The 23,391-nt window shown below is 33.4% G+C and carries 21 protein-coding genes, 2 pseudogenes and 1 riboswitch; of the genes and pseudogenes, 11 read left to right on the forward strand and 12 right to left on the reverse strand.

From position 1 onward, the window contains the following. Positions 1 to 196 precede the first annotated feature (196 nt). The 7 genes from HMPREF3267_RS00455 to HMPREF3267_RS00485 are packed head-to-tail and all read right to left on the reverse strand — an operon-like array spanning position 197 to position 5,266. Positions 197 to 1,054 (reverse strand): urease accessory protein UreD, encoded by an 858-nt coding sequence (locus HMPREF3267_RS00455; RefSeq protein ID WP_002478723.1) that lies wholly within the window; start codon positions 1,052 to 1,054, stop codon positions 197 to 199. Beyond that, positions 1,054 to 1,668: an urease accessory protein UreG gene (ureG, locus tag HMPREF3267_RS00460; protein WP_002478724.1), complete on the reverse strand. Its 615-nt coding sequence runs from the start codon at positions 1,666 to 1,668 to the stop codon at positions 1,054 to 1,056. Before ureG ends, HMPREF3267_RS00455 begins: the two co-directional genes overlap by 1 nt. 13 nt (positions 1,669 to 1,681) lie before the next feature. Then, positions 1,682 to 2,371, reverse strand: a complete 690-nt coding sequence (locus HMPREF3267_RS00465; RefSeq protein ID WP_062078021.1) for an urease accessory protein UreF — start codon at positions 2,369 to 2,371, stop codon at positions 1,682 to 1,684. Beyond that, entirely contained in the window at positions 2,364 to 2,816 is a 453-nt protein-coding gene (ureE, locus tag HMPREF3267_RS00470; protein WP_002460241.1) for an urease accessory protein UreE, read from the reverse strand. The genes HMPREF3267_RS00465 and ureE overlap by 8 nt, the downstream gene beginning before the upstream one ends. Before the next feature lie 12 nt (positions 2,817 to 2,828). After that, on the reverse strand, positions 2,829 to 4,544 hold the full coding sequence (ureC, locus tag HMPREF3267_RS00475) for an urease subunit alpha (protein WP_070823816.1): 1,716 nt from the start codon (positions 4,542 to 4,544) through the stop codon (positions 2,829 to 2,831). After that, positions 4,544 to 4,951, reverse strand: coding sequence for an urease subunit beta (locus HMPREF3267_RS00480; protein ID WP_002478727.1), 408 nt, complete (start codon positions 4,949 to 4,951; stop codon positions 4,544 to 4,546). Before HMPREF3267_RS00480 ends, ureC begins: the two co-directional genes overlap by 1 nt. A 12-nt stretch (positions 4,952 to 4,963) precedes the next feature. Further along, positions 4,964 to 5,266 carry an urease subunit gamma gene (locus HMPREF3267_RS00485; protein WP_002492818.1) on the reverse strand — a complete coding sequence of 101 codons (303 nt, stop codon included), beginning with the start codon at positions 5,264 to 5,266 and terminating at the stop codon, positions 4,964 to 4,966. A gap of 208 nt (positions 5,267 to 5,474) precedes the next feature. Here HMPREF3267_RS00485 and yut point away from each other — a divergent pair, with 208 nt between their 5' ends. Next, positions 5,475 to 6,371: an urea transporter gene (gene yut / locus HMPREF3267_RS00490; RefSeq protein ID WP_062078017.1), complete on the forward strand. Its 897-nt coding sequence runs from the start codon at positions 5,475 to 5,477 to the stop codon at positions 6,369 to 6,371. Positions 6,372 to 6,590: 219 nt separating this feature from the next. On the opposite strand, the gene HMPREF3267_RS00495 is transcribed toward yut, so the two are convergent. Next, a complete protein-coding gene (locus HMPREF3267_RS00495) occupies positions 6,591 to 7,178 on the reverse strand; it encodes a TetR/AcrR family transcriptional regulator (RefSeq protein ID WP_002478730.1) in 588 nt (195 codons plus the stop codon). 203 nt (positions 7,179 to 7,381) lie between these two features. Here HMPREF3267_RS00495 and HMPREF3267_RS00500 point away from each other — a divergent pair, with 203 nt between their 5' ends. The 6 genes from HMPREF3267_RS00500 to abc-f all read left to right on the forward strand — a co-directional run bounded on the left by HMPREF3267_RS00500 (position 7,382) and on the right by abc-f (position 16,985). Beyond that, positions 7,382 to 9,157, forward strand: coding sequence for an oleate hydratase (locus HMPREF3267_RS00500; RefSeq protein ID WP_062078015.1), 1,776 nt, complete (start codon positions 7,382 to 7,384; stop codon positions 9,155 to 9,157). A gap of 304 nt (positions 9,158 to 9,461) precedes the next feature. Beyond that, positions 9,462 to 9,563, forward strand: a riboswitch (TPP riboswitch). A 311-nt stretch (positions 9,564 to 9,874) separates the two neighbouring features. Further along, positions 9,875 to 11,611, forward strand: coding sequence for a phosphomethylpyrimidine synthase ThiC (thiC, locus tag HMPREF3267_RS00505; RefSeq protein WP_002460231.1), 1,737 nt, complete (start codon positions 9,875 to 9,877; stop codon positions 11,609 to 11,611). Between the two features lie 554 nt (positions 11,612 to 12,165). Beyond that, the gene (gene rarD, locus HMPREF3267_RS00515; protein WP_002478732.1) at positions 12,166 to 13,071 is read left to right on the forward strand and encodes an EamA family transporter RarD; all 906 of its coding nucleotides are present in this window, start codon (positions 12,166 to 12,168) and stop codon (positions 13,069 to 13,071) included. A gap of 230 nt (positions 13,072 to 13,301) precedes the next feature. Next, positions 13,302 to 13,946 carry a DUF443 domain-containing protein gene (locus tag HMPREF3267_RS00520; protein ID WP_002478733.1) on the forward strand — a complete coding sequence of 215 codons (645 nt, stop codon included), beginning with the start codon at positions 13,302 to 13,304 and terminating at the stop codon, positions 13,944 to 13,946. 465 nt (positions 13,947 to 14,411) lie between these two features. Next, on the forward strand, positions 14,412 to 15,044 hold the full coding sequence (locus HMPREF3267_RS00525) for a stage II sporulation protein M (RefSeq protein WP_081095646.1): 633 nt from the start codon (positions 14,412 to 14,414) through the stop codon (positions 15,042 to 15,044). A gap of 327 nt (positions 15,045 to 15,371) precedes the next feature. Then, positions 15,372 to 16,985: a ribosomal protection-like ABC-F family protein gene (abc-f, locus tag HMPREF3267_RS00530; protein ID WP_070823815.1), complete on the forward strand. Its 1,614-nt coding sequence runs from the start codon at positions 15,372 to 15,374 to the stop codon at positions 16,983 to 16,985. Between the two features lie 200 nt (positions 16,986 to 17,185). Here abc-f and HMPREF3267_RS00535 read toward each other — a convergent pair whose 3' ends face one another. Beyond that, positions 17,186 to 17,563: a hypothetical protein gene (locus HMPREF3267_RS00535; RefSeq protein ID WP_002492831.1), complete on the reverse strand. Its 378-nt coding sequence runs from the start codon at positions 17,561 to 17,563 to the stop codon at positions 17,186 to 17,188. Positions 17,564 to 17,580: 17 nt separating this feature from the next. Then, positions 17,581 to 17,793, reverse strand: coding sequence for a hypothetical protein (locus HMPREF3267_RS00540; protein WP_002478737.1), 213 nt, complete (start codon positions 17,791 to 17,793; stop codon positions 17,581 to 17,583). Positions 17,794 to 18,775: 982 nt separating this feature from the next. On the opposite strand from HMPREF3267_RS00540, the pseudogene HMPREF3267_RS00545 reads away from it, so the two are divergent. Both HMPREF3267_RS00545 and HMPREF3267_RS00550 read left to right on the forward strand, forming a co-directional pair. Next, a pseudogene (locus tag HMPREF3267_RS00545) lies at positions 18,776 to 19,410 on the forward strand (DUF443 family protein). A 1-nt stretch (position 19,411) separates the two neighbouring features. Further along, positions 19,412 to 19,528, forward strand: a pseudogene (locus tag HMPREF3267_RS00550) (DUF4176 domain-containing protein); the annotation flags it as partial. 89 nt (positions 19,529 to 19,617) lie between these two features. Here the strand turns inward: HMPREF3267_RS00550 and HMPREF3267_RS00555 are convergent. Beyond that, positions 19,618 to 20,763, reverse strand: a complete 1,146-nt coding sequence (locus HMPREF3267_RS00555) for an MFS transporter (protein ID WP_062078008.1) — start codon at positions 20,761 to 20,763, stop codon at positions 19,618 to 19,620. Between the two features lie 142 nt (positions 20,764 to 20,905). Between HMPREF3267_RS00555 and HMPREF3267_RS00560 the strand changes: the two genes are divergently transcribed. Both HMPREF3267_RS00560 and HMPREF3267_RS00565 read left to right on the forward strand, forming a co-directional pair. Continuing rightward, positions 20,906 to 21,757 carry a LysR family transcriptional regulator gene (locus tag HMPREF3267_RS00560; RefSeq protein ID WP_062078006.1) on the forward strand — a complete coding sequence of 284 codons (852 nt, stop codon included), beginning with the start codon at positions 20,906 to 20,908 and terminating at the stop codon, positions 21,755 to 21,757. A 49-nt stretch (positions 21,758 to 21,806) separates the two neighbouring features. After that, positions 21,807 to 22,337 carry a GNAT family N-acetyltransferase gene (locus HMPREF3267_RS00565; protein ID WP_062078004.1) on the forward strand — a complete coding sequence of 177 codons (531 nt, stop codon included), beginning with the start codon at positions 21,807 to 21,809 and terminating at the stop codon, positions 22,335 to 22,337. 426 nt (positions 22,338 to 22,763) lie between these two features. Here the strand turns inward: HMPREF3267_RS00565 and HMPREF3267_RS00570 are convergent, their stop codons facing one another. Beyond that, complete coding sequence (locus tag HMPREF3267_RS00570) at positions 22,764 to 23,375, reverse strand: helix-turn-helix domain-containing protein (RefSeq protein WP_062078002.1); 612 nt, start codon at positions 23,373 to 23,375, stop codon at positions 22,764 to 22,766. Between the last annotated feature and the right edge of the window lie 16 nt (positions 23,376 to 23,391).

Raw genomic sequence — 23,391 nt, forward strand, 5'->3', positions numbered from 1 at the left:
GCGTATTTTCAATCCAGTCAACTACTGCCAATATCAGAGTCTAAAATATAATGATGTCCTAGACTCACGCTTATTTTAAATTGTTAAAAAGTTTATATCGCAAACATAAGCTGAAAATTATAAATCATCGCCATTCATAAAATCAAGCACCTTATTGTTAGAAATAATATCAACGATAAGGTGCTTGTTCTTGAGTTTAATATTTTCTTAAGAAATCTAGCTTACGATGATATAATTTATCTGCGATATAAGCTTGAACGTTATATAGAATTGTCTCAATGTCTTGAGTCATGTTTGAGAGCACGCGAACGGTAAAACCGTGTGTTGGCAATTGTGTAATACCAAGTCGACAATCATACGTTTGTGTAAAATCTTTAATCTGGGCATAGACCTCATCGATAAGCTTTTGTGTTATATTCGGGTGAATACAATAAGCTGACCCTATATGCGTATAGTGCTCCATATAACCAATTGAATTCATATTGGTTTTGTTTGGATCCATGAGTAAATTATCATAAGTGACTAATGCTTCATCTATATAGATTTCATTAATTAAATGCATATAATGATACGTAAAGTTCTTGTCAGTTGTTGAATAACCAGGTGTTAATATATCTGTATAAAACATAGAGGCATTATCTTTTAAGTTAAATACGTTATGTTGGAAAAACTTCGCATTTTCATAAGCGATAATAGGATCTGCAACGTATTCCATGTAGCCATCTTGCGCAATGTTAAACGTTTGATACTGTTCAACGCGATCGCTTAATGTTTTATATATTTTCGTGGCACCTTGTGATGTAAGCGTGACTGCTGCCCCGTTATCAATATTAATATTCATACGATAGCGATCGCCATCTAGATAGCCGCCACCCACATTAACAATATAGAACGTGGGAATTTTAGATTGATTTAAATAGACAGGGCGCATCACTTTTAATGCCTTTTCAAAGAAGATATTGCGTGCAACCGAACGCTTGCCATTATGAAAGACAGTTAAATCGAGCTGACCTGTCCAAGATGGTTCGATGTCTTGCTTTGCTTTATCAGCCATCAAGCTAATCCTTTAAGTAATACATCACGTTCAATCCATTCAATCACATCATCTAAACCATTATCGGTTTTAAGATTTGTAAAGGTAAAAGGTCGATTACCACGAAATGTTTTTGTATCTTCGGCCATTTGATCTAAAGACGCACCAACAAATTCAGCTAAATCTGTTTTATTAATTACAAAGTAGTCAGATTTAATCATACCTTGTCCACCTTTACGTGGAATCTTTTCACCTTGGGCCACATCAATAATGTAAATAGAAAAATCAACGAGTTCAGGACTAAATGTTGCTGCTAAATTATCGCCGCCAGATTCGATGAAGATTAGCTCGATATCCTCATTGCGTTCTAACAACTCATCAATGGCTGCAAAGTTCATTGAAGCATCTTCACGGATGGCTGTATGTGGACAACCGCCTGTTTCAACACCAATAATTCTATCTTCAGCTAATACGCCAGTATTCACTAATATTTTTTGGTCTTCTTTCGTATAAATGTCATTAGTAATAACCCCGATACTTAAATCTTTAGACAGGCGGCGCACTATTTTTTCAACTAATTGTGTTTTACCTGCACCAACAGGACCGCCAATACCAATTTTAATTGGATTTGCCATAACTTATAACCTCCTAAGAAATAAAAATTCTCACATTAACATTTTCATGCTCCATTTGGTTCAACTCTAGACCCGGTGCTGTAATACCGAAATCTTCCTCATTTAATGTGAAAATATGTTGTCGCGTATGTTCGATATAAGGAATCAAGTCTTTCACAACTTGTTGACCCGTTGTTTGGCCAAGTGGAATGGCACGGACTGCATTTTGAGTCAAACTGGAAACATTTTGATAAAGATAATAATCAATAATTGTTTCGATATTTACACCTAAATAATGTCCTAATATGGTGAAACAGATAGCTGGATGCAACTTAGCTTGCTTCTCAGCCATTTGCTTAAGATACCAAGCCATCCATTCACTGTCATAAAGCTCATTGGCTAATTTCGCCATGCGCGTACCCATTTGTTTGGCGCCTACGCGTGTTTCGCGAGGGAGACTTTGTACAAAGATTAAGCGATCGACTTTTAATAGTTTCTCGGTATCTCCATCTTCCAAAGCTTGATAAACGAGGCGCATAGCTAAGCCATCTGAATAAGTCAATTGTTCATCTAAGAATAATTGTAACCATGCTTTAAATGTTGCAGCATCTTTAACTGCATCGCGTTGAATATAAGTTTCAAGCCCAAATGAATGACTGAACGCACCTGTTGGAAACTGTGAATCACAAAACTGGAATAGTCTTAAATGTGAATGATCAATCATGCGAATGTCCTATATGTCTAAATGCTTTATTTACTTTTCGATCTTCATGACTATAGGGGATACCTAATGTTTTAAGTAAGTCTTCTACTAAATAGTCATATTGGACAAGCATTTCAGTTTCAGTAAATTGTGCTGGTAGGTGACGATTACCGAGTTGATGCGCAATGTCTCCCATTTCTTGTAATGTGCGTGGTTGAATAACAAGTAAGTCTTCCGAGTTAACATCTACGACAATCATATTCGTCTCATCTTGATATAAAATATCGCCATATTGTAGATCGATAGGCTGTCTTAAACGAATACCAAGTTCAGTGCCATGATCTGTTGTCACGCGTTGAATACGTTTAACCAAGTCTGAATTTTCAAGGTACACTTTTTCAATATGTTTACTTTTTTCTTCTGCAGTAAGATTAGCAATATTGCCTTGTATTTCTTCAATAATCATTAACATATCCTCCTAGAATAAGAAGTATCTTTGAGTTAGTGGTAATTCAGTCGCAGCTTCACTTGTAATTTTTTCACCGTCAACAAATACTTCGTATGTTTGTGGATCTACGTCTAATTTTGGTGTTGCGTGGTTATGCTTCATATCTTTTTTGGATAAGTTACGTATACCATGTACTGGACGTACCATACGTTTCAAGTTAAGCAGATTATAAATACCATTTTCATAAGCCGTGGTAGAAACAAATGTAATGGCTGTATGTTGCATGTTTGTACCATATTGGCCATACATTTTACGATATTTTTGAGGTTCTGATGTTGGTATAGAACCATTGGCATCACCGTTGACAGCAGAATTGATTAAACCACCTTTAACTACAAGCTCAGGTTTAACGCCAAAGAAGATAGGATCCCACATGACTAAATCAGCTAATTTTCCACTTTCGATTGAACCCACATAATCAGAAATACCATGTGTAATGGCAGGGTTAATTGTGTATTTTGCGATATAACGTTTAATACGATGATTGTCGTTATATTCTGTATCGCCTTCTAAAACACCGCGTTGTTCTTTCATACGATGTGCGACTTGCCAAGTTCGTATAATCACTTCGCCCACACGTCCCATCGCTTGAGAATCAGAGCTAATCATACTGAAGACACCCATGTCTTGAAGGACATCTTCGGCAGCAATGGTTTCTTTTCTAATACGGGAATCAGCAAATGCAATGTCTTCTGGAATTGAAGCGTTCAAATGATGTGTAATCATGACCATGTCTAAATGTTCATCAACTGTATTTTGTGTATATGGTAATGTAGGATTCGTAGAGGACGGTAAAATATTTGGATATGATGCGGATTTGATTAAGTCGGGTGCATGTCCACCACCAGCGCCTTCAGTATGGTACATATGAAGTACACGATCTTTTACGGCTGCCATTGTATCTTCCATGAAGCCAGCTTCATTTAAGGTGTCAGCATGTAAAGCAATTTGTACATCAAATTCATCTGCAACATCTAATGCGTGACGCAATGCTGAAGGTGTTGCTCCCCAGTCTTCATGTACTTTGAGGCCAATGGCACCAGCATGTATTTGTTCAATTAAAGCTGTATGATTGACTGCTTGACCTTTGCCAGTGAACCCGACATTAATTGGTAGCGCTTCAGCTACTTCTAACATGCGATGGATATGCCAAGGACCTGGTGTCACTGTTGTTGCTTTCGTTCCTTCAGAAGCACCTGTGCCACCACCAATGTGTGTTGTAATACCACTTTCAAGTGCAACTTCAGCTTGTTCAGGATTAATAAAGTGCACGTGTGTATCAATGCCACCTGCAGTTACGATTTTACCTTCAGCAGCGATGATATCTGTGGTTGCACCAATAATAATGTCTACATTGTCCATAATATCAGGGTTACCGGCTTTACCAATACCCATAATATAGCCATTTTTAACGCCAATATCTGCTTTTACAACTTTATCGTAATCAATGATAAGGGCGTTCGTTAGCACTAAATCAGCCACTTTGCGATCATCTCGAGTGACGTTTGGGTTTTGTGCCATGCCATCACGGATAGATTTACCGCCACCAAATGTCGCTTCATCACCATAATTGGCATAATCTTTTTCAACTTGTGCAAATAAATTAGTATCACCAAGTCGTACTGAGTCACCTACAGTTGGTCCGTACAAGCTTGTATATTGAGATTGCGTCATTTTAAAGCTCATTAATCTTGTCCTCCTTTTTTATTAAGGTTTTCTTCACCTTGGTCATTGAAGACACCAGCATAGCTATCATGCTCACCAGTAGGGCGATAGACGCGTGTTTCATCAATTTTGCCATTGACCATACCTCTGAAACCATAGATATTACGATGACCAGCATATTCAACAAGTTGTACTTTTTTTTCGTCACCTGGTTCAAACCGAACGGCTGCACCTGCTGGAATGTCTAAATGTTTGCCATAAGCTTTTTCACGTTCAAATTTTAAAGCTTTATTTGCTTCATAAAAGTGAAAGTGAGAACCAACTTGGATAGGACGATCACCAGTATTTTTAACTGTAAGAACAGTTTCTGGATGACCTTGATTAATTTCTATATCAGTGTTTTTGACTTTAATTTCTCCAGGAATCATAAATTTGCCTCCTTATACAATAGGGTGATGGACAGTGATAAGTTTCGTGCCGTCTGGGAACGTCGCTTCTATTTCAAGCTCAGTTATCATACTTGCTACGCCATCCATAACATCCTCTTCATTTAGAATTGTTTTACCATAACTCATAAGCTCAGCTACTGTTTTGCCATCCCGAGCCCCTTCTAATAATTCATCACTAATCAGGGCAAGTGCTTCAGGGTGATTAAGCTTCAAGCCTCGTGCTTTACGGCGTCTTGCTACTTCTGCGGCAACAACTATCATTAATTTATCTTGCTCACGCTGTGTAAAGTGCAAATCAATTCCTTCTTTCTAAATTTAAATTTAAGTGCATAAACCATATTAGAACTACTAAAGGAGTTTAACAAGTATTTTACTATTTTTAATAAATTTTTATACATCAAATTGCTGTTATAAAATTATAACTAATACAAAAATATTTTTTTCACAGCATTAAAATGCTAAAATTTGTATTATCTCAAAAATTTATAAATAAGGTGAGTTTGTGGAAAAAATAGATGTGTTTTTGAAGAACATTGCTCAAGTAGTCTTGATTAATAGTAAATGGACTGGATTATTTATTTTGATTGGATTATTTGTGGCGGATTGGGAATTGGGTTTAGCTGCAGTATTAGGCAGTGCATTGTCAGTTTTGTTGGCACCATATTTTAATTATAGTGCCGAGGAAATTCACAATGGATTAGCAGGTTATAACTCAGTACTAACAGCGATTGGACTGGCGTTATTCTTACAATCAACCACTATCGCTTGGATTGTTTTAGTTATTAGTGTTATTTTAACGTTGCCAGTAGGTGCTGCTACACGTGAATTTTTAAAGTCTTATGGCGTTCCTATGTTAACCTTTCCATTTGTCTTAATGACTTGGTTAATCCTAGCAATGACGACTCAGTTTTCAACATTAAGTGTTACTGTTGATATTTTACCCCTACATGTTAAACATCCAGTGATTAGCCACCATCATATAAGTTGGTTAAGTGGCATAACGACGAATTTTAGTGAAATTTTCTTAGTGACATCTATTGGTGGTAGTGTGTTGATATTGATTGGTATCTTTTTAGGTTCAATTAAGGGTGGAGTATATGCGCTAATTTCAAGTATATTTGCAGTTGCATGTATTGCATTATTAGGTGGAGATTATCCAACCATCGCAAATGGTTTATATGGATATAATGCTGTCCTTACAGGGATTGCTTTAGGTGCAACATTCATGACTAAATTGAATAAGTATATTGCAGTTATCACAGGATTGCTGTTAACGATTGTGATGCATGGTGCCCTAGCAACGTTGCTTACGCCAGTTGGATTACCTATATTAACGGCACCATTTATTTTTGCCACGTGGCTCGTGTTGTTTGCGGGAAAAATGTCAAATGAAAATTAAGTGATGCAAAAACATGCAAGAAGCGTAAAGTGAATGTTCAAAAAACGCACGCTTATACCAGAAATGAATTAACCGACTATGGAAGCCGACAAAAAATGATTCATAAATTAACCTTTAAAAATAAAACATGTTATTCATAATGAAATGGTTATAATGTATCCCCAATAAAGACAAATTCTACTGAGTCTGTCTCTATTGGGGATTAAAAATTTTTTTACGTTATTTCAATTTCTTCAAATGGATTTCTCTAGCACCACAAATAATTGTTACAATTTCATTTACTACTTTATCGATAGGTTGTTGTTGACCATGTTGAATCCAATTTGTAATAACACTTAAAATACCACCCGTTAAAAACTCACTATAAATCGTGACGTCTACATAAAATTGACCATTTTGTTTATCAAAATCGATTTGCTTCTTTACTGCTGCGTAGATTTGATCATAAAAAATGTTATAAACTTCTCCGTAAAAATTTAAAGTAATAACGCTACGAACCGTATCTTTATGATGATGAATAAATGTTAAAATATCAGTCATAAGCTTTTCAAAAAATTGTCTTGGGTTATCTGGATTAATTTCAGGTAAGTACAGTTCTCTGAAATGGTCAATCAAAATCCCGACGACATGATTAAGTAAATGGTATTTATCATTAAAGTGGCGATAAAAGGTTGACCGTCTAATATTTGCTTTATGACATAAATCCTGAATCGTGATTTGTTCAAAAGTCTTTGTTTTTAGCAGTTGATGAAAAGCTGTCATGAGTGCTTGATGTGTTTTTTGCACACGTAAATCTTGTTTATTCATTATATTCACTCCCAATACGATATAGGACAATTTTTCGTAAATGTCGCTTAAGTTACAGACACATATAAATGCCTCACAATAATAGACCTTCATCTATTTATAATATAAGAGAAGGGTAGATTTATTTTCTGAATAATTACTTATAGTTTACTACTTTTCATCTTTAAAATTAAAAAATATGACAAATTTTGGAAGTGATATCAATGTACTATAGTAATGGAAATTATGAAGCGTTTGCGCGACCAAAAAAACCTGAAAACGTAGAACAAAAGTCAGCTTATTTAATTGGATCAGGATTAGCATCTTTAGCAGCTGCATGTTTCTTAGTTAGAGACGGGCAAATGGATGGGGCAAAAATCCATGTGTTAGAAGAATTAGCTAAACCTGGTGGAAGTTTAGATGGAGATGAACTTCCTATGAAAGGCTATGTCGTACGTGGCGGAAGAGAAATGGAGAATCATTTCGAATGTCTATGGGATTTATTTAGATCTATTCCATCACTTGAAGTAGAGGGGGCTTCTGTATTAGATGAGTTTTATTGGTTAAATAAAGAAGATCCCAATTACTCAAGATGCCGTGTGATTGAAAAAAGAGGTCATCAGTTACCAACGGATGGTGACTTCACTTTAACGAAACAAGCAATCAAAGAAATGATAGATTTATGCTTGATGACAGAAGAAGATTTAAATGATGTGATGATTTCTGAGGTCTTTTCAAAAGATTTTATGAATTCGAACTTTTGGATTTATTGGAAGACGATGTTCGCCTTTGAACCATGGCATTCTGCGATGGAAATGCGCCGCTATTTAATGCGCTTTGTGCATCACATTGGTGGATTAGCAGATTTCAGTGCCCTTAAGTTTACAAAATATAATCAATATGAATCACTAGTATTGCCTATGATTGCCTATCTAGAATCCCATGGTGTACAGTTTGAATATGATGTTCAAGTACTTGATATTAAAGTAGATGTTACAACGACAGAGAAGGTTGCTCGCGAAATGAAACTTAAACGTCAAGGCAAAGAGGAGACAATGCTATTGACGCCGAATGACCTCGTCTTTGTGACAAATGGTAGTATTACTGAAAGCTCAACTTATGGAGATAATGAAACCCCAGCACCTCCTACGAAAGTCACAGGAGGCAGTTGGAACTTATGGCGTAATCTTGCTAAACAAAGCCCTGAGTTTGGTCACCCTGAAAAGTTCTATCAAGATTTACCTGAAAAAAGTTGGTTTGTGTCAGCAACTGCAACGACAAATAATAAGAGAATCATTGATACTATCGAAAGCATATGCAAGAGAGATCCCCTTGCCGGCAAGACGGTAACTGGAGGTATTATTACGGTTAATGATTCGGCATGGCAAATGAGTTTTACTGTTAATCGCCAACAACAATTTAAAGCACAACCTAAAGATGAGGTGAGTGTATGGATTTATGCACTCTATTCTAATGTCAAAGGGGATTATATCAACAAGCCGATTGTGGAATGTAGTGGTAACGAAATTTGCCAGGAATGGTTATATCATATGGGTGTGCCTACCAATCAAATTAAGGATCTTGCTCAAAACCAATGTAATAGCATACCAGTTTATATGCCTTATATTTGCTCATATTTTATGCCAAGAGCTATAGGTGATAGACCACTTGTTGTGCCACATCAATCACGCAATTTAGCATTTATTGGTAATTTTGCAGAAACAGAGAGAGATACGGTCTTTACTACAGAATATTCAGTAAGAACTGCTATGGAAGCCGTATATAAATTGTTGAACATAGATCGAGGTGTCCCAGAAGTTGTTGCGACAGAATTTGATTTACGTGTCTTAATGGACGCGATGTACGAACTCAATGACGGTAAAGGCTTGGTTGAACTGGTCGAGCAAAAGAAACTAAAACAAGTTGCCCTTAATGCTTTCTTGAAAAAAATAAAAGGCACATATATAGAGCAATTATTGAAACAACATAAGTTGCTGTAGGTGCAAGAGATGTTTCATTTTGAAAAAGAACCCCCGCTTAGCAAAGTAGAAGTGGGGCTTCTTTTTATTTAGAATGAATTGATTTCTGATGATTACAAATTGTCTATCTAAATAGTTATCAAGGCAATGATACGAATGCTTTCAAACAATAGATAATAAAATTATCACATTGACAGATTGAGGGATACGACGACATTGATGACCATAGAATCACTATCAACTTAATAATCTAAGATAAATGTGCTATTTTATAGCGGTTTGAAGGAAAATGACACGTTTGGTATAATTATACCTGCAACATAATATCATCTGCTAGGGGTGCTTTGATTTGCTGAAAGGAGAATTTCTCCAACCCTTTTAACCTGATCTAGATAATACTAGCGTAGGGAAGCAAGTGAGCCATTTATACTAAAGAATGAAAACATCATCATGTTTATCAGTTTATTTAAGCATGTGTTTCACTCGTAGTCTGTTGCTTACTTTTTGCCAGAACAGATTGTACAGTAAACACGAGAGTTAGTTATAGATATAGGGCATATCGTTAACTCAAGTTAAAATACCAATATTTTAAAGATATTGGCTATTATCTGATACATATATGTTTTTTGTATAAATTCGCTTATTTTCTTATGCATTCAGTATTAGGCTGAATGCTTTTTTGTGTGGATTTCTCTCAAAGTAATATTAAACACGTCTAGCATCTAGGAGGCTGTTTATATGAAACAAGAAATGATTCGTTTTAAAAAGAATTTTCCGGCAAGCAAACGTATTTTTAAAAAGGGAAGTGATGACGATATTGCAGTGCCATTTCGTCAAATTGAATTATCGGATACGCAATTAGAGAACGATGCATTTCACAACGATCCTATTACCGTCTATGACACTGCTGGACCTTATCATGACGATAACTATGATGTGAACATTGACAGTGGTATTCCTCAGCTTAGAAAGTCATGGATTGATGCACGACAAGATGTTGAAAGCTATAAAGGACGAAAAATACAATCTATCGATAACGGTTTTAAAAAGGAAGGCCATAAAAATTATGTGGCACATCCTTTTCAATATCAACCGAAGCGTGCCAAACAAGGTGGAAATGTGACACAAATGCATTATGCGAAACAAGGCATCATCACGAAAGAAATGAAATTTGTTGCGGTTCGTGAACAGGTAGAACCCGAATTTGTCAGAGATGAAATCGCTAGAGGACGTGCAATTATTCCTAATAATGTTAATCATCCAGAATCAGAACCGATGATTATCGGGAAAAACTTTGCCGTTAAAGTCAATGCCAATATCGGTAATTCGGTCGTGTCATCATCGATAGAAGCAGAAATTGAAAAGCTCGTTTGGGCAATTCATTGGGGGACAGATACGATGATGGATTTATCAACCGGTAAAAATATACATTCAACACGGGAATATTTGATTCGTAATTCACCAGTTCCGGTTGGGACTGTACCCATTTATCAAGCTCTAGAAAAAGTGAATGGCGTGGCGGAAGATTTAACTTGGGAAGTATATCGCGATACACTTATTGAACAAGCGGAGCAAGGTGTTGATTACTTTACCATTCATGCTGGCTTGCTATTACACTATATTCCGTTAACTGTCGATCGCTTAACCGGCATTGTCTCACGCGGCGGTTCAATCATTGCACAATGGTGTCTGGCACATCACGAAGAAAGCTTCTTATACACGCATTTTGAAGATATTTGTAAAATTTTAAATCAATATGATGTGGCAATTTCACTCGGAGATGGTTTGCGCCCAGGTTCCATTTATGATGCCAATGATGAAAGTCAAATTTCAGAGTTAAAAACATTAGGAGAGCTAACTGAAATTGCATGGAAACATGATGTTCAAGTTATGATTGAAGGTCCCGGACATATTCCAATGCATAAGATTAAAGAGAACCAAGACTTAGCAGATTTCTATTGTAAGGAAGCACCGTTCTACACATTAGGACCATTAGTTACAGATATCGCGCCAGCGTATGACCATATTACATCGGCAATTGGTGCGGCTCAAATCGCAAGTCATGGCACAGCAATGTTATGTTACGTTACACCGAAAGAGCATCTTGGCTTACCAAATAAAGATGATGTGAGAGACGGTGTAGTTACTTATAAAATAGCAGCCCATGCCGCAGATTTAGCAAAAGGGTTACCAGGTGCTACTGTGCGTGATGATGCAATTAGTAAAGCGCGATTCGAATTTCGTTGGATAGACCAATTCAATTTGTCATTAGATCCAGATCGCGCAAGAGAATTCCATGATGAAACGTTGCCATCAGAATCTGCGAAAATTGCACACTTCTGTAGTATGTGTGGTCCTAAATTCTGTTCAATGAAATTATCACATGATATTCGTGATTCATACAAAGAACAGCTAGCAGGTATGAAAGAAAAAGCGAAAGAATTCCAAGCAGCCGGCAATAAAATTTATCATTAGGATACATGATTTATTATAGGCTAGAACATAAATATCAAAATAATAGCACAAAGATGATTTGACATTAAAAATCGTCTTTGTGCTTCCTTTATAATTCAATGCTTATGATGATTGGTTCGCTTGCTTAAGGGCTGGTTTGCGTTGCTAGAAAAAACTGGTTTAGCCAATTTTTCTGTGCTTGTGGAATTTCTTATTGAAAGCCTCTTTGTTGAGGCCCCCCCAACTTGCGTTGTATGTTGGCTTTTTTTCGAAAGCCTCTTTGTTGGGGCCCCACCCCAACTTGCTGTGCTTGTGGAATTTCTTATTGAAATTCTTTTTGTTGAGGCCCCAGGGCTTGTTCTATCTAGTGTGTTGCTAAAATATTGAATATTTATATGTCATTGATTGACCATACGATTTTAATGTCAGTATAAAGATGACATGACCTAATCATAGTTGTATAGTATGACAAATTTTAATTTTTTGAGCAGGAAGTATACTAAAATGTCATAACTATTGATAACATAATATTATTGAGACTTATTTCCAGGGGAATTGTGTTAGGAGGTTTAGTTATGAATTCCAATATTGAATTTAAAAAAGGCGTACTGTTTGCGTTAGGTGCGCATTTATTATGGGGAATTTTACCTATTTATTGGAGGCTCATTGGCAATATCAGCGCTTTTGAAATTCTAGCGTATCGAATTATCTTATCAATGATCTTTATGATTATCATGATTTACATACTCAAACAAAGTACGGCATTTAAACGTGATTTAACACACTTATTTGCGACACCGATACAGCTTATTGCCATTATTGTCGCTGGTTATGTTATTACGCTTAATTGGGGGACATTTATTTGGGCTGTGTCAAATGGACATGTGCTACAAACCAGTTTAGGTTATTATATCAACCCACTCGTAAGTATTTTATTGGCATTTATTTTTCTAAAAGAAAGGTTTAATAAATTTGAGTCATTAGCCATTGTATTTGCCGCAATTGGTGTGCTTTATATGACCATTCGAGTAGGGGAATTTCCAATGATTTCACTCATGTTGGCTTTCTCATTTGGCATTTACGGCTTATTGAAAAAATTAGTTCGTGTAGATGCTATGACGGGTATTGCCATTGAATGTATTGTGACAGCACCAGCAGGACTCATTTATATCATTTACTTATGGCAAATACACCATACTTCAGTAGGTATCAATATGGCATCATTCTGGTTGCTATTCTCAGGTGCGGTAACAGCAGTGCCATTAATCTTGTTCTCAGCAGGTGCGCGTCGCATACCATTATCGTTAACAGGATTTATTCAGTATGTTAGCCCAACTATTATTTTCTTACTGGGCATCTTTGTCTTCAAAGAACCATTTGATATTCATCAATTTATTACATTTATCTTTATCTGGATTGGCATTGCATTATACAGTATTTCTCAATACGTGAAAATGAAGCGCAACGTTCGACCAGAATAAATACGGAGAAGCCAAATGACTATCGTCTATGTATACATAAGACGGTGTTCATTTGGTTTTTTTAATGTGAGCTATGCATGAAAAGCTTAAAATTTTACAAAAAAATCAATTTATATGATAAATATTAGGGAAATTATTATATAATATGAAATGACTATGAATTGAAAAGTTTAAAATACTTGCAAGACTGATGATACAAACGTAATTCAATGGAAAGGGAATGATTCGTTATGAAGCATGTAACCATCGATTCAATTAAAAATAATAGCAAATATAAAATTATTCATGATGGAGAAAAGCACTATGTCATTGATCTTAATCGAAATAAATTAACTTACATTTTTCCATTATTGAATTACCTTCTCCCGCATCGTTTAATGGAAATCAGTGATGACGCATACTTTAGTTTAACAACAGTACAACAATCGGTGGAAAGCAAAGTCAAAAATATGATGATAACATTAATTGGCATCGTGATATTGTTCATTTACTATAGAGCCAATGTGGTCGACAATTTTTTTCTAAAACATTATCCTCCGCTTATTATCATTGCATTGATGGTTTTAATATTTATTATAAAATGGCTAATAGATAAGCGAAAAAGAAAAAGATTAAACATTGAACAAATAGAAACTGAGAAACGTGCTTATATCTTTCCAGAGATATTCACAATGGTGATAAGTATTATTTTATATGTTATTGCAGTTGTGAGTTTCGTATTCTTAAGCTTCAAAATTTTTGGTTCAATGGGGGAGCCCCATCTCAATTCTAATGTATTGATTATCATGTTAGCTATTATTTTATCATTTGATCAACTACTCTATAGTAATTCAGAAACTTCCGGTAAAATGAGTCATATTAAAGTAAAGGCTTAAATCAAATGAGCACAGGCTGGGATATTAATCCTAGAAAAATGAGCCAGTAGATGCGTTTTTGTAAATGCATTTACTGGCTTTTTTGTTTATAGTACTTCGTATGATATGGTTTCGTGTGTCTATGATACTGTCTTAGTCACCCCAACTTGCTTTGTTTGGTGAATTTCTTATCGAAATTCTCTTTGTTGGGGCCCCACCCCAACTTGCTTTGTCCGTTGCCTTTCTTTTGGAAAGCCTTTTTGTTGGGGCCCCACTCCAATTTGCTTGGCTTGTTGTAATGTTTTGAAAATAAGGGCTTTTATAGAATAAGTTATATGTTGTTGATTAATTTCGTTCAATAATCGATAAACTTAATTTGCTTAACACATGCAATTAAAAAAGCAGGATAATGACATTAATCAACGTTACAATATTTTACTTTGTTTTGGTTTTTAAATAGTTTAAAATTTTAGAGTGTTTGATAATATGATAAATATAGGAGGAGATACTTTGATAAAATCAATAGATAAAAATGTATATAAACATGCACTGAAAGTATTCGCTTTAGCTACAATTATATTGATGATAACGACAGTCATTACGTATTTCTGTCATCCTGCAATTAATGATGTCAAACATTTAGGGAATTCATCTACGAATATAAGTAGTAACCCCCAAGGGCTAAATAAAGTTTGGCATTTTATAGTAAATAATGGTTGTTTCGTGCCAGTTCAAATGTTTATATTAGCACTTATACCGATACCATTTCTTTATATGTTAAACATTGTTATCTCAGTTATTATACCAGGAATCATGTTTGGAATTTTTCTTAATTTTGATTTACACAAAGCATTTACCGCAATCATTGCATACATACCACACTATACGCTTGAAATCATGGCATATTGTATTCTTGCAAGTGGCTTATATATGTTAAACAAAGCCATTGTAAGAAAAGTAACCAATCTGTTTAGAAAAAAGAAGAAAGATAATTATCCTTTTAAAAAGAGTCTATTTAAAGTTATTAAAATATATTTTATTTTCACCTTACCATTAATTATACTTGCTGCATTTACAGAAACTTATGTCGCAGATTGGATATATCAATTGATGAACTAAGGTAATAAAGCTGATTAATATTTAATTAATGATATTTTCCTTAAAAAATATTGAAAAGAAATCTTCGAAATAAGCATACTAATAATCATGCTCTGCATACGCTTTAAGTGAATCCTTTTTTATTGTAAAATGTTTATAAATTACATTTGAGGAGGTGTCTAAATGTTTCTTATAGTTCATTGTTGCAGATATTTACAAATCATACGCAACAAATTTTCGATCTTAATTACAAAATTGGCGGAGTCTGTCTATTTTGAAGTTAATGACCAATCTATAAGGAACTGACACAATATATTTCTTCCTTATAGATAAATTGGAGGAAGAAAAATGAATATACTAAATGCATCGAATATTTCTAAAAAATATACGGAAGATATATTATTCAATCATATTAAAATAACACTTAATTCAGGTGATACTTTAGGATTAGTAGGTCGTAATGGTGAAGGGAAGACCACTTTATTAAAACTACTTTCTGGCATGGAAAGACCTTCGACTGGTGTGATTAGTTGGAAGAAGGATATTAAGATAGGTTACTTAAATCAAATACCTGATTATGAAAAAAGTGAAAGTGTTTATCAATGTATAAAATCTGTATTTAAAGAATTAGATACGATATCAAAACAGCTGGAAACAATTGAAACTAAAATGATTGAAGAAAGAGAAAATATAAATTCATTAGTGGCGCGCTATGGTGAATTGCAGACATATTATGAAGAAAATGGCGGGTATGAGATAGATGCTAAAATACGTAAAGTTACTCACGGTTTAAATATCGCGCATTTACTTAAAGCAAAGTGGGGAGATTTATCAGGGGGAGAACGTACTAAAGTAGGTATAGCACAGATGTTAATTAAGCCTATGGATTTGCTTCTTTTAGATGAGCCAACAAATCACCTCGATGTTAAATCTATAGAATGGTTGGCTAGCTATATAAAAAATAATGATAGTGCTACGGTGATCGTGTCACATGATCGTTACTTTTTAGATGAAACAGTTAATCAAATTATAGAAATAGATCAAAAAAAGCTTCATTTTTATAATGGAAATTATTCATATTTTGTTGAAGAAAGAGACAAAAGATTGTTGATTGAATTCGAAGCCTATAAAACGCAACAAAAGAAAATAAAGAAAATGAAAGAATCAATCAAACAATTAAGAACATGGGCTAGTCAAGCGAAGCCACCTAATGCTGCAATGTTTCGCCGAGCTAAAAGTATGGAAAAAGCTTTAAATCGCATTCAACGCTTAGAAAAACCGCTTTTAGATTCAAAAAAGATGCATATAACACTAGAAGAAGGCATGAACGTCTCGAATAGAGTGATTGAAATGGAAAATGTTACTAAAGCATATGATGATGTATTATTTAGAAACGTAAATATGTTAATCAGAAGAGGCGAACATGTTGCTATTATAGGAGATAATAGTACTGGAAAAACAACATTATTAAAAATAATTTTAGGGCTGACTTCAATAGATAAAGGTTCAATTAAAACGGCAAGTAATTTAAAAATTGGTTATCTTTCACAGCATGAATTTGAAAGGGATGGCAATGATACTTTGTTACACACATTTCGTAAAAAAGTCAATGTATCAGAAGACCAAGCGAGACATATTTTAGCTCATTTTATGTTTTATGGTAAAGATGTATTTAAAAAAGTTAATGAGTTAAGCGGAGGAGAAAAAATAAGATTAAGATGGGCACAACTCGTAAACACGGATTATAATTTACTTGTTTTAGACGAACCAACAAACCATTTGGATATAGACGCCAAAGAAATCATAGAAGATGCTTTATTAGACTTCAATGGAACCATCATTACAGTTTCACATGATAGATATTTCCTTAATAAGTTATTTAATACAACTTACTTATTAAAAAATAAAACATTAGAAAAATTTGAAGGTAACTATGATTACATTAAAGAAAAGATGCTATAAATAATTGATATAGAGAAATGCTGGTCAATAAATTAAAAAATATACAACAATGACCATTGTAAATACGCTTAAGGAAATCGGATTTATGGAATGCCGATTTCCTTTTGTTTATCTTCTTAAATCGGATTTCAACTTTATATGCTGTTTATGTGAGGCTTAATAAGTATAAAACGATGCGTTTTTGAGTTCTTATGAAAAATTTATTGTGTGATAAATAACTTTTTAATTTCCTTACTTAACAAAAACACAGTTATTGCGATAATAAAAATTATTTCTTCTCCAATTACTAGGCTAATTATCGCACCTGCACCATCAAATATTTTATAATAATCTGCAGACTTCAAGAAATCGATAAATATTTTAGCAAGTCCCCATGAAATAATAAATCTGCATACTTTCATTGATAATATGAGCCAAAAGTCTTTTTCCCATTTAAAACAGAAAGTAAGAATAACAGGTAATATGAGTGCAGGTATGTAAACATAAAGCAACCCTACTTGGAAATGGTAGTCTAGTGCAATAGTGATGAAATCAATGGGGAGCAAAAAGATTAAACATAAAAATATGCGTTTTTTCATTGCTATCTCTCCTTTTCTTATACAAATAATTGACCGGTATCAACCATCGCTCCAATTTCAAGTATCGCTATTATAAATAAGAAAACTAAGAATATCGAGACAAAAAAAGCGACCATGGTTATTAATATTTTTTTAGGTGCATGTTTTATTTTAGATACATAGTAAAAAATCGCATCAATACACACAATCATTAGTATTGTAATTATTACAATAACAAAATTAGAAGACACGAGCGATTCCTCCTCCTTTTTCTATAATTTTATTTTGCAAAAGTGTCAGAGAAAAATATCAACTCCAAATTTATTGATTATAATCACTTTCAAATTACTATACTTATTAAAATTATGCCAATTTTTTACGATTTTAATTTATTTCAATTTTGCAAAAATTTCATAATTTTGGTATGTTAAAACTGAAATTTATTAATATTTTTAAGGTATTTTAATGTTAAATGCTTCAAGACTAATTACAGTTATAGGGAGTTTTTTAGGTATCACATCCAGCAGTAATAAATGGAAATTTTGCGTATACTGTTGCTACAATAAGAGCGATGATAGCTCTAGGTGTTAGTGGTCCCATTGAATGAGGTATTAGGACACTTTATGCTGGAGGATCTATAGCTTGTAATCACTCGTAGATGAAAATATGGATATTCACAAAGTGTTTAAGAAAAACTTATTAAAATAATACGGTTAAGGGGACATTTAAATGAATACGTTTAATTGATTTATATTATTTATGCTTAGTGCAGTTTTAGGTTCTTTGACAACAAGTATTTTAGACAATATTATGCAAAACATATGGATACCAAGAATATGTGGCATGCTAGTCGCTGGCCTAGTAGGTTTAATTTTATATGTTTTTTTAAATAATAAAAAAGGATCTAATCCCAATCTGGTTGGTAAGTCCGAACGGAAAGAGCCTAGGACATAATTATGTTTTAAGCTATGAACTAAATATTTTGGCAGTAGCTGACTGGATTGAAAATACGCTTATACCAAGCTTTATTCAATCCTAGTCAACCTTGTCGGGGCGGGACGACGAATTCATAATGAATGCTGTTCCGCTCCCTCTTTTTTTATGTTGGAGTGAATTATCTTGAATTTAGAATTATTTTATTGCACAAATGATCATGGTGTCGATGGTTCTGTTGCAAAGTTGAATGTGTAGTATGATATAAACAAAAAAGGTGTATGGAATTGCTAAGAATAAATGGAAAATGTATATACGATATATAAAAATCCTAGATATAAAATCATTCAAAAAGATAATAGATATTTAATGATCGATTTAGAACAAAATTGGTATTCATATTTATGCCCTATGTTGAATTGGTTTATACCTATTAAATATACAGAACTGAGTTACAAAGAGTTTAATAATTTAAACATATTCAATAACCAAAATCAGAGCAATCAAGGTTTAATAGCTGCTGGAATTGGTGTTACTATCAGTGTATTATTAAGAAGTTTTATTGGCTTAATGAATATTAATATTAGTCAAATATGGATGTTTGTGCTATTTTTAATTGGATTTGTCGGTGTGATAGCACTACGTTTATCTATAAGAAAGAAGTTGAATCATCCAGCATTTAATAAAAATAGCACACAAAAAGTAATGTTGATTCCATCATTCAAAAATATGGTACTGGTGGTGTTTTGTTATTTGATTTCTATATATTTAATAGTTGGGCTATTTTATATGATGGTTATTGAGAATATACAAAATATATGGATTTATATATGTTGGTTAGGTATTTTTTTGTATTTTCATTTATGAACATGGCTTCAATTTCTGATAGAAAAGTTCATGCCAAAATTAAAAATATAGAAAGACAGGTGAAATAAAGTGAAAACAATAGGAAGTATCATATATCTAAGAGAAGGTTCCCAAAAATTAATGATTATTAATCGAGGTCCCATTGTAGATATAGATAATCAAAAGTATATTTTTGATTACTCAGCAAGAGCCCGATAACTATTCACACTAGTTATCGGGCTCGGTCTTGATCATGTTCATACACTATTTAAAACATAATAGTAAAAAATACCAAATTAATTATTTTTTCTATCCATTGTAATATTCATTATCTGTAACATGATACCAATAACAGTAATGATAATAGCGCTATAAATAAGCATATTTGTATTAATAAATTTAAGTAGAATTATCCCACCTAGAGCTGAACCCAATGCACTACCTAAATAGTTGATGGAGCTATTTAGTGCAACGGCGGCACCACCATGATTAGCATGATTTTGTAATAATATATGTTGTTGAGGCGCCTGTGTTGCCCAACCCATAGCACCCCATAAAATAAAAGGTATAAAATTTAAAAAAGGTACTTGAATTGTAACGTTAAGTAATGCGAAGCTTAAAGCTAACGCAAATAAAATAATAAGCATTAAGACGGCAGGATTTTTAAATTTATCAATTAAAAATCCGATTCCAAAACTTCCTATTAATCCACCTACACCCCATGCAGTTAAGTAGCATGTAAGATATTCTGTGTTACCACTTTCTTTGATTATATCAGCTAAATAAGTATACAATCCCAAACTCGCAATAGCAGCGCATAATGTTACGAATACAACGCTTAATACATGTTTATCTAAAAATAATTTGAAGCGTGATTTTAAATTAGGTGGTGCTTGTACTTTAAATCTTGGCAGGTATTTTAATATACTCATTAAGCCAATTAGACCGATAAGTACTATTATTAATATGGAAAAGCGCCAATTCGTATATTTTGAAACTTCTAGACCTAATGGCACTCCCACGACTGTTCCTACACTCATTCCACCAACTGTAAATGCGATGGCTTTTCCTTTATGCTTTTTGGATACTAGATGGCTACTTGAGCTAACCGCAATAGGTGAAAAGATACCTGCGCCCAATCCAGCTATTGCTCTTGAAATGATATAAATCGCATAGTTAGGAGCTAACGCAGTAATTAAATTTGCTAAAGAGAAGACACTGATAGCTAATATTAATATATTTTTCACTTCATTTTTTGCTAATAAAGTAGAAAAAATGGGTGCTGAAATAGCAAAGAATAAAGTAAATACTGTAACACCTTGTCCAACTTCAGCACTATTTTTATTAAAATTATCGCCTATGGCAGGAATTAATCCTGCTACAATATATGCATCCATGCCTAAAGCAAACATACCAATGGTTAAAACCCATACTTTTTTCATCATCATTCCACCCTATAAAAGTTAATATTTATAACACGAAATATTGTTTTCTGATATAAAGATAAAACACCTGGAAGTATGTGTGAATAAGTAATCATTTAAAGGGGTATTAACTAATAGTTAATACTAAAAGGAGAAGCTAATGAACTTTGAATATATACAAGATTTTATTAGAGTAGCTGAATATAATAGTATAAATAAAGCATCACAAGAGTTAAATATTAGTACGCCAGCGCTTAGTAAGAGAATTAAAAGCGTTGAAGCATATTTTAACTGTCATTTATTTTATAGAACTTCAAAAGGTATTTTCTTAAATGAAGAGGGGAAACTGGTATTTAATACATTTAGAGAGATGCAACATTCTATTGCTGATTTAGAGAAACAGTTGAATATTTCTTTTGATTCTAAATGGAAAATAGGTGTTATTCCTAGTTTTTCTTTAACGAATAAATATAAAAATAGAGGTTTTGATGAGATAGCTAACTTAATCATTGAAGATAGCACTTCTATTTTAATAGAAGAATTGTCTAAAGGTAATATAGATTTACTTATTGGGGATGTATCAAAGCTAAATAATCGTGATATATATCGCAAAAGATTATATAGTGAAGATTTTATGGTTATTTATAATGATGACAATAAATTTACTGAGAGTTCAAAAATTGAGATAAATGAATTATTAAGTGAGAAAATTTATATACAAAATCCACCCTGCGATACGTATGATTTTATTAAAAATAGATCAATGGAAGACAAATTAAATTTAAACTATAATAAACATTTTGAATCTGTAATAGCGAACATTAAAGCTGGAAATGGTATTACATTAATGCCGGTGTCATTAACATCAAGAATAGCAAACATGAATTTATTTCAAAAAGCTTTGAGCGGATACAAAAGAGATATAGGCATCGCTTCGTATGATCAAAGGAAGATAATAAAAATATATGATTTTTTATTAAAAAATTTAGAAGAAGAGAGAAATCAAAAATAGTGTCATTAGAAAGCATATTTAACTTATATAATTAAGATAAGGTGAGAACATGGATTTTACGATTAGAACAGAGGAAAAAGAAGATTATAAGTTTACAGAGGAAGTTGTGAAAAACGCATTTGCTAATGAATCATATAGTGATCAGAGTGAACATAGATTAGTTGCGAATTTGAGAAATTCCGATGCGTTTGTTCCAGATTTATCATTAGTTGCTATGGATAAAAACAAAATGATTGGTCATATATTATTAACTAAGATTGTTATTGTTAATGATGAGAAAAATACAGAATCATTAGCTTTAGCACCAGTTTCTGTATTGCCCGATTATCAAAACAAAGGTGTAGGACGAAGTTTAATACAAAAATCTTTAGAAATAGCAAAGAAACTTAATTTCGGGTCAGTTATAGTAATGGGACATTCAGAATACTATCCTAAATTCGGATTTAAACAAGCTTCTAATTGGGGCATTCAAGCACCGTTTGACGTACCAGATGAATTATTGATGGCGATAGAATTAAAGAAAAATGCTTTAGATGAAGCTTCTGGTATAATTCAGTATTCAAGCGCTTTTTTTGAGTGACAAAATAGTTTTTTTAGTTTTGAGTCTGGGACATAATGATGTTTTAGTCTATGAACTATATATTGGCAGCAGTTGACTGGATTGAAAATACGCTGGATACCAAGTTATTTCAATCCTAATCAACCATGCGGGGCGACAGGACTACGAATTCATTATGAATTCTGTCCCGCTGCCTGATTAGCTCAACTAAAATTACAAATAGGAGCAAAAGCAATACCAAAAAGGGTCTGGGACATAAATCTCAGAAAAATACAGTTCGGGACATAAACATATCGGATTAAAGAAAATGGTAATTTCTATCTTGTTTCACTAGAAATTACCATTTTCTCTTTAGTCCAGGAACTTTATGTTCCAGACCCACTTGAATTTGTATGAATTATTAAGTAAATCACTTCAAAAACGCTTTTATTTTGTCTTAACTTGTTATTATTTTCCTAATAATTGAGGAATGAGCCAACTTAAAAATCCGCCAATTGGAAAAATCATCCACCAATTTCTTGATAAAAAATCCCAGCCATTTGAAGCAGATTCATTTCTTCTATGAGACCTTTTATTGTTCATTCCTAAAGTCATAGGATATTTTTCATCTAATTTTTTTGAGATAAATACATTTAAGAAATAATGTGCTATAGCTAAACTTAAAAATAAAGTGAACAGCCAAATAATTCCAAAAATCTCTTGTTTTAGGCCGTTTAGCTCACTTATAAAGATGGCAAAAAAAGCTAAAAGTAGAAATATAACCCCAAATATTATTAATCTTATAGTAAATATTTCATTTTGGCGGTATTTAAACTGTTTTTGCTGCTCTTTAGATATCTCCATTATTTCTGCCTCCTTATCCGGTGAATCAATTGATTCAAATAATTCATTAATTGTTACATCTAAAGCATTTGAAATACTTTTTAATGTTTTACTGCTAACCTCCTCTCCTGCTTCAATTCTTTGAATAGTTCTCACTGTTACACAGGCCTTTTCTGCTAAATTCTCTTGTGTCATCGATTTACTTTTTCTGATTTTTGCAACTCTTGATTTGTCCATGTTAATAAGTTACTCC

It is taken from the genome of Staphylococcus sp. HMSC62D11, assembly GCF_001839145.1.
Taxonomy (GTDB): Bacteria; Bacillota; Bacilli; order Staphylococcales; family Staphylococcaceae; genus Staphylococcus; species Staphylococcus lugdunensis.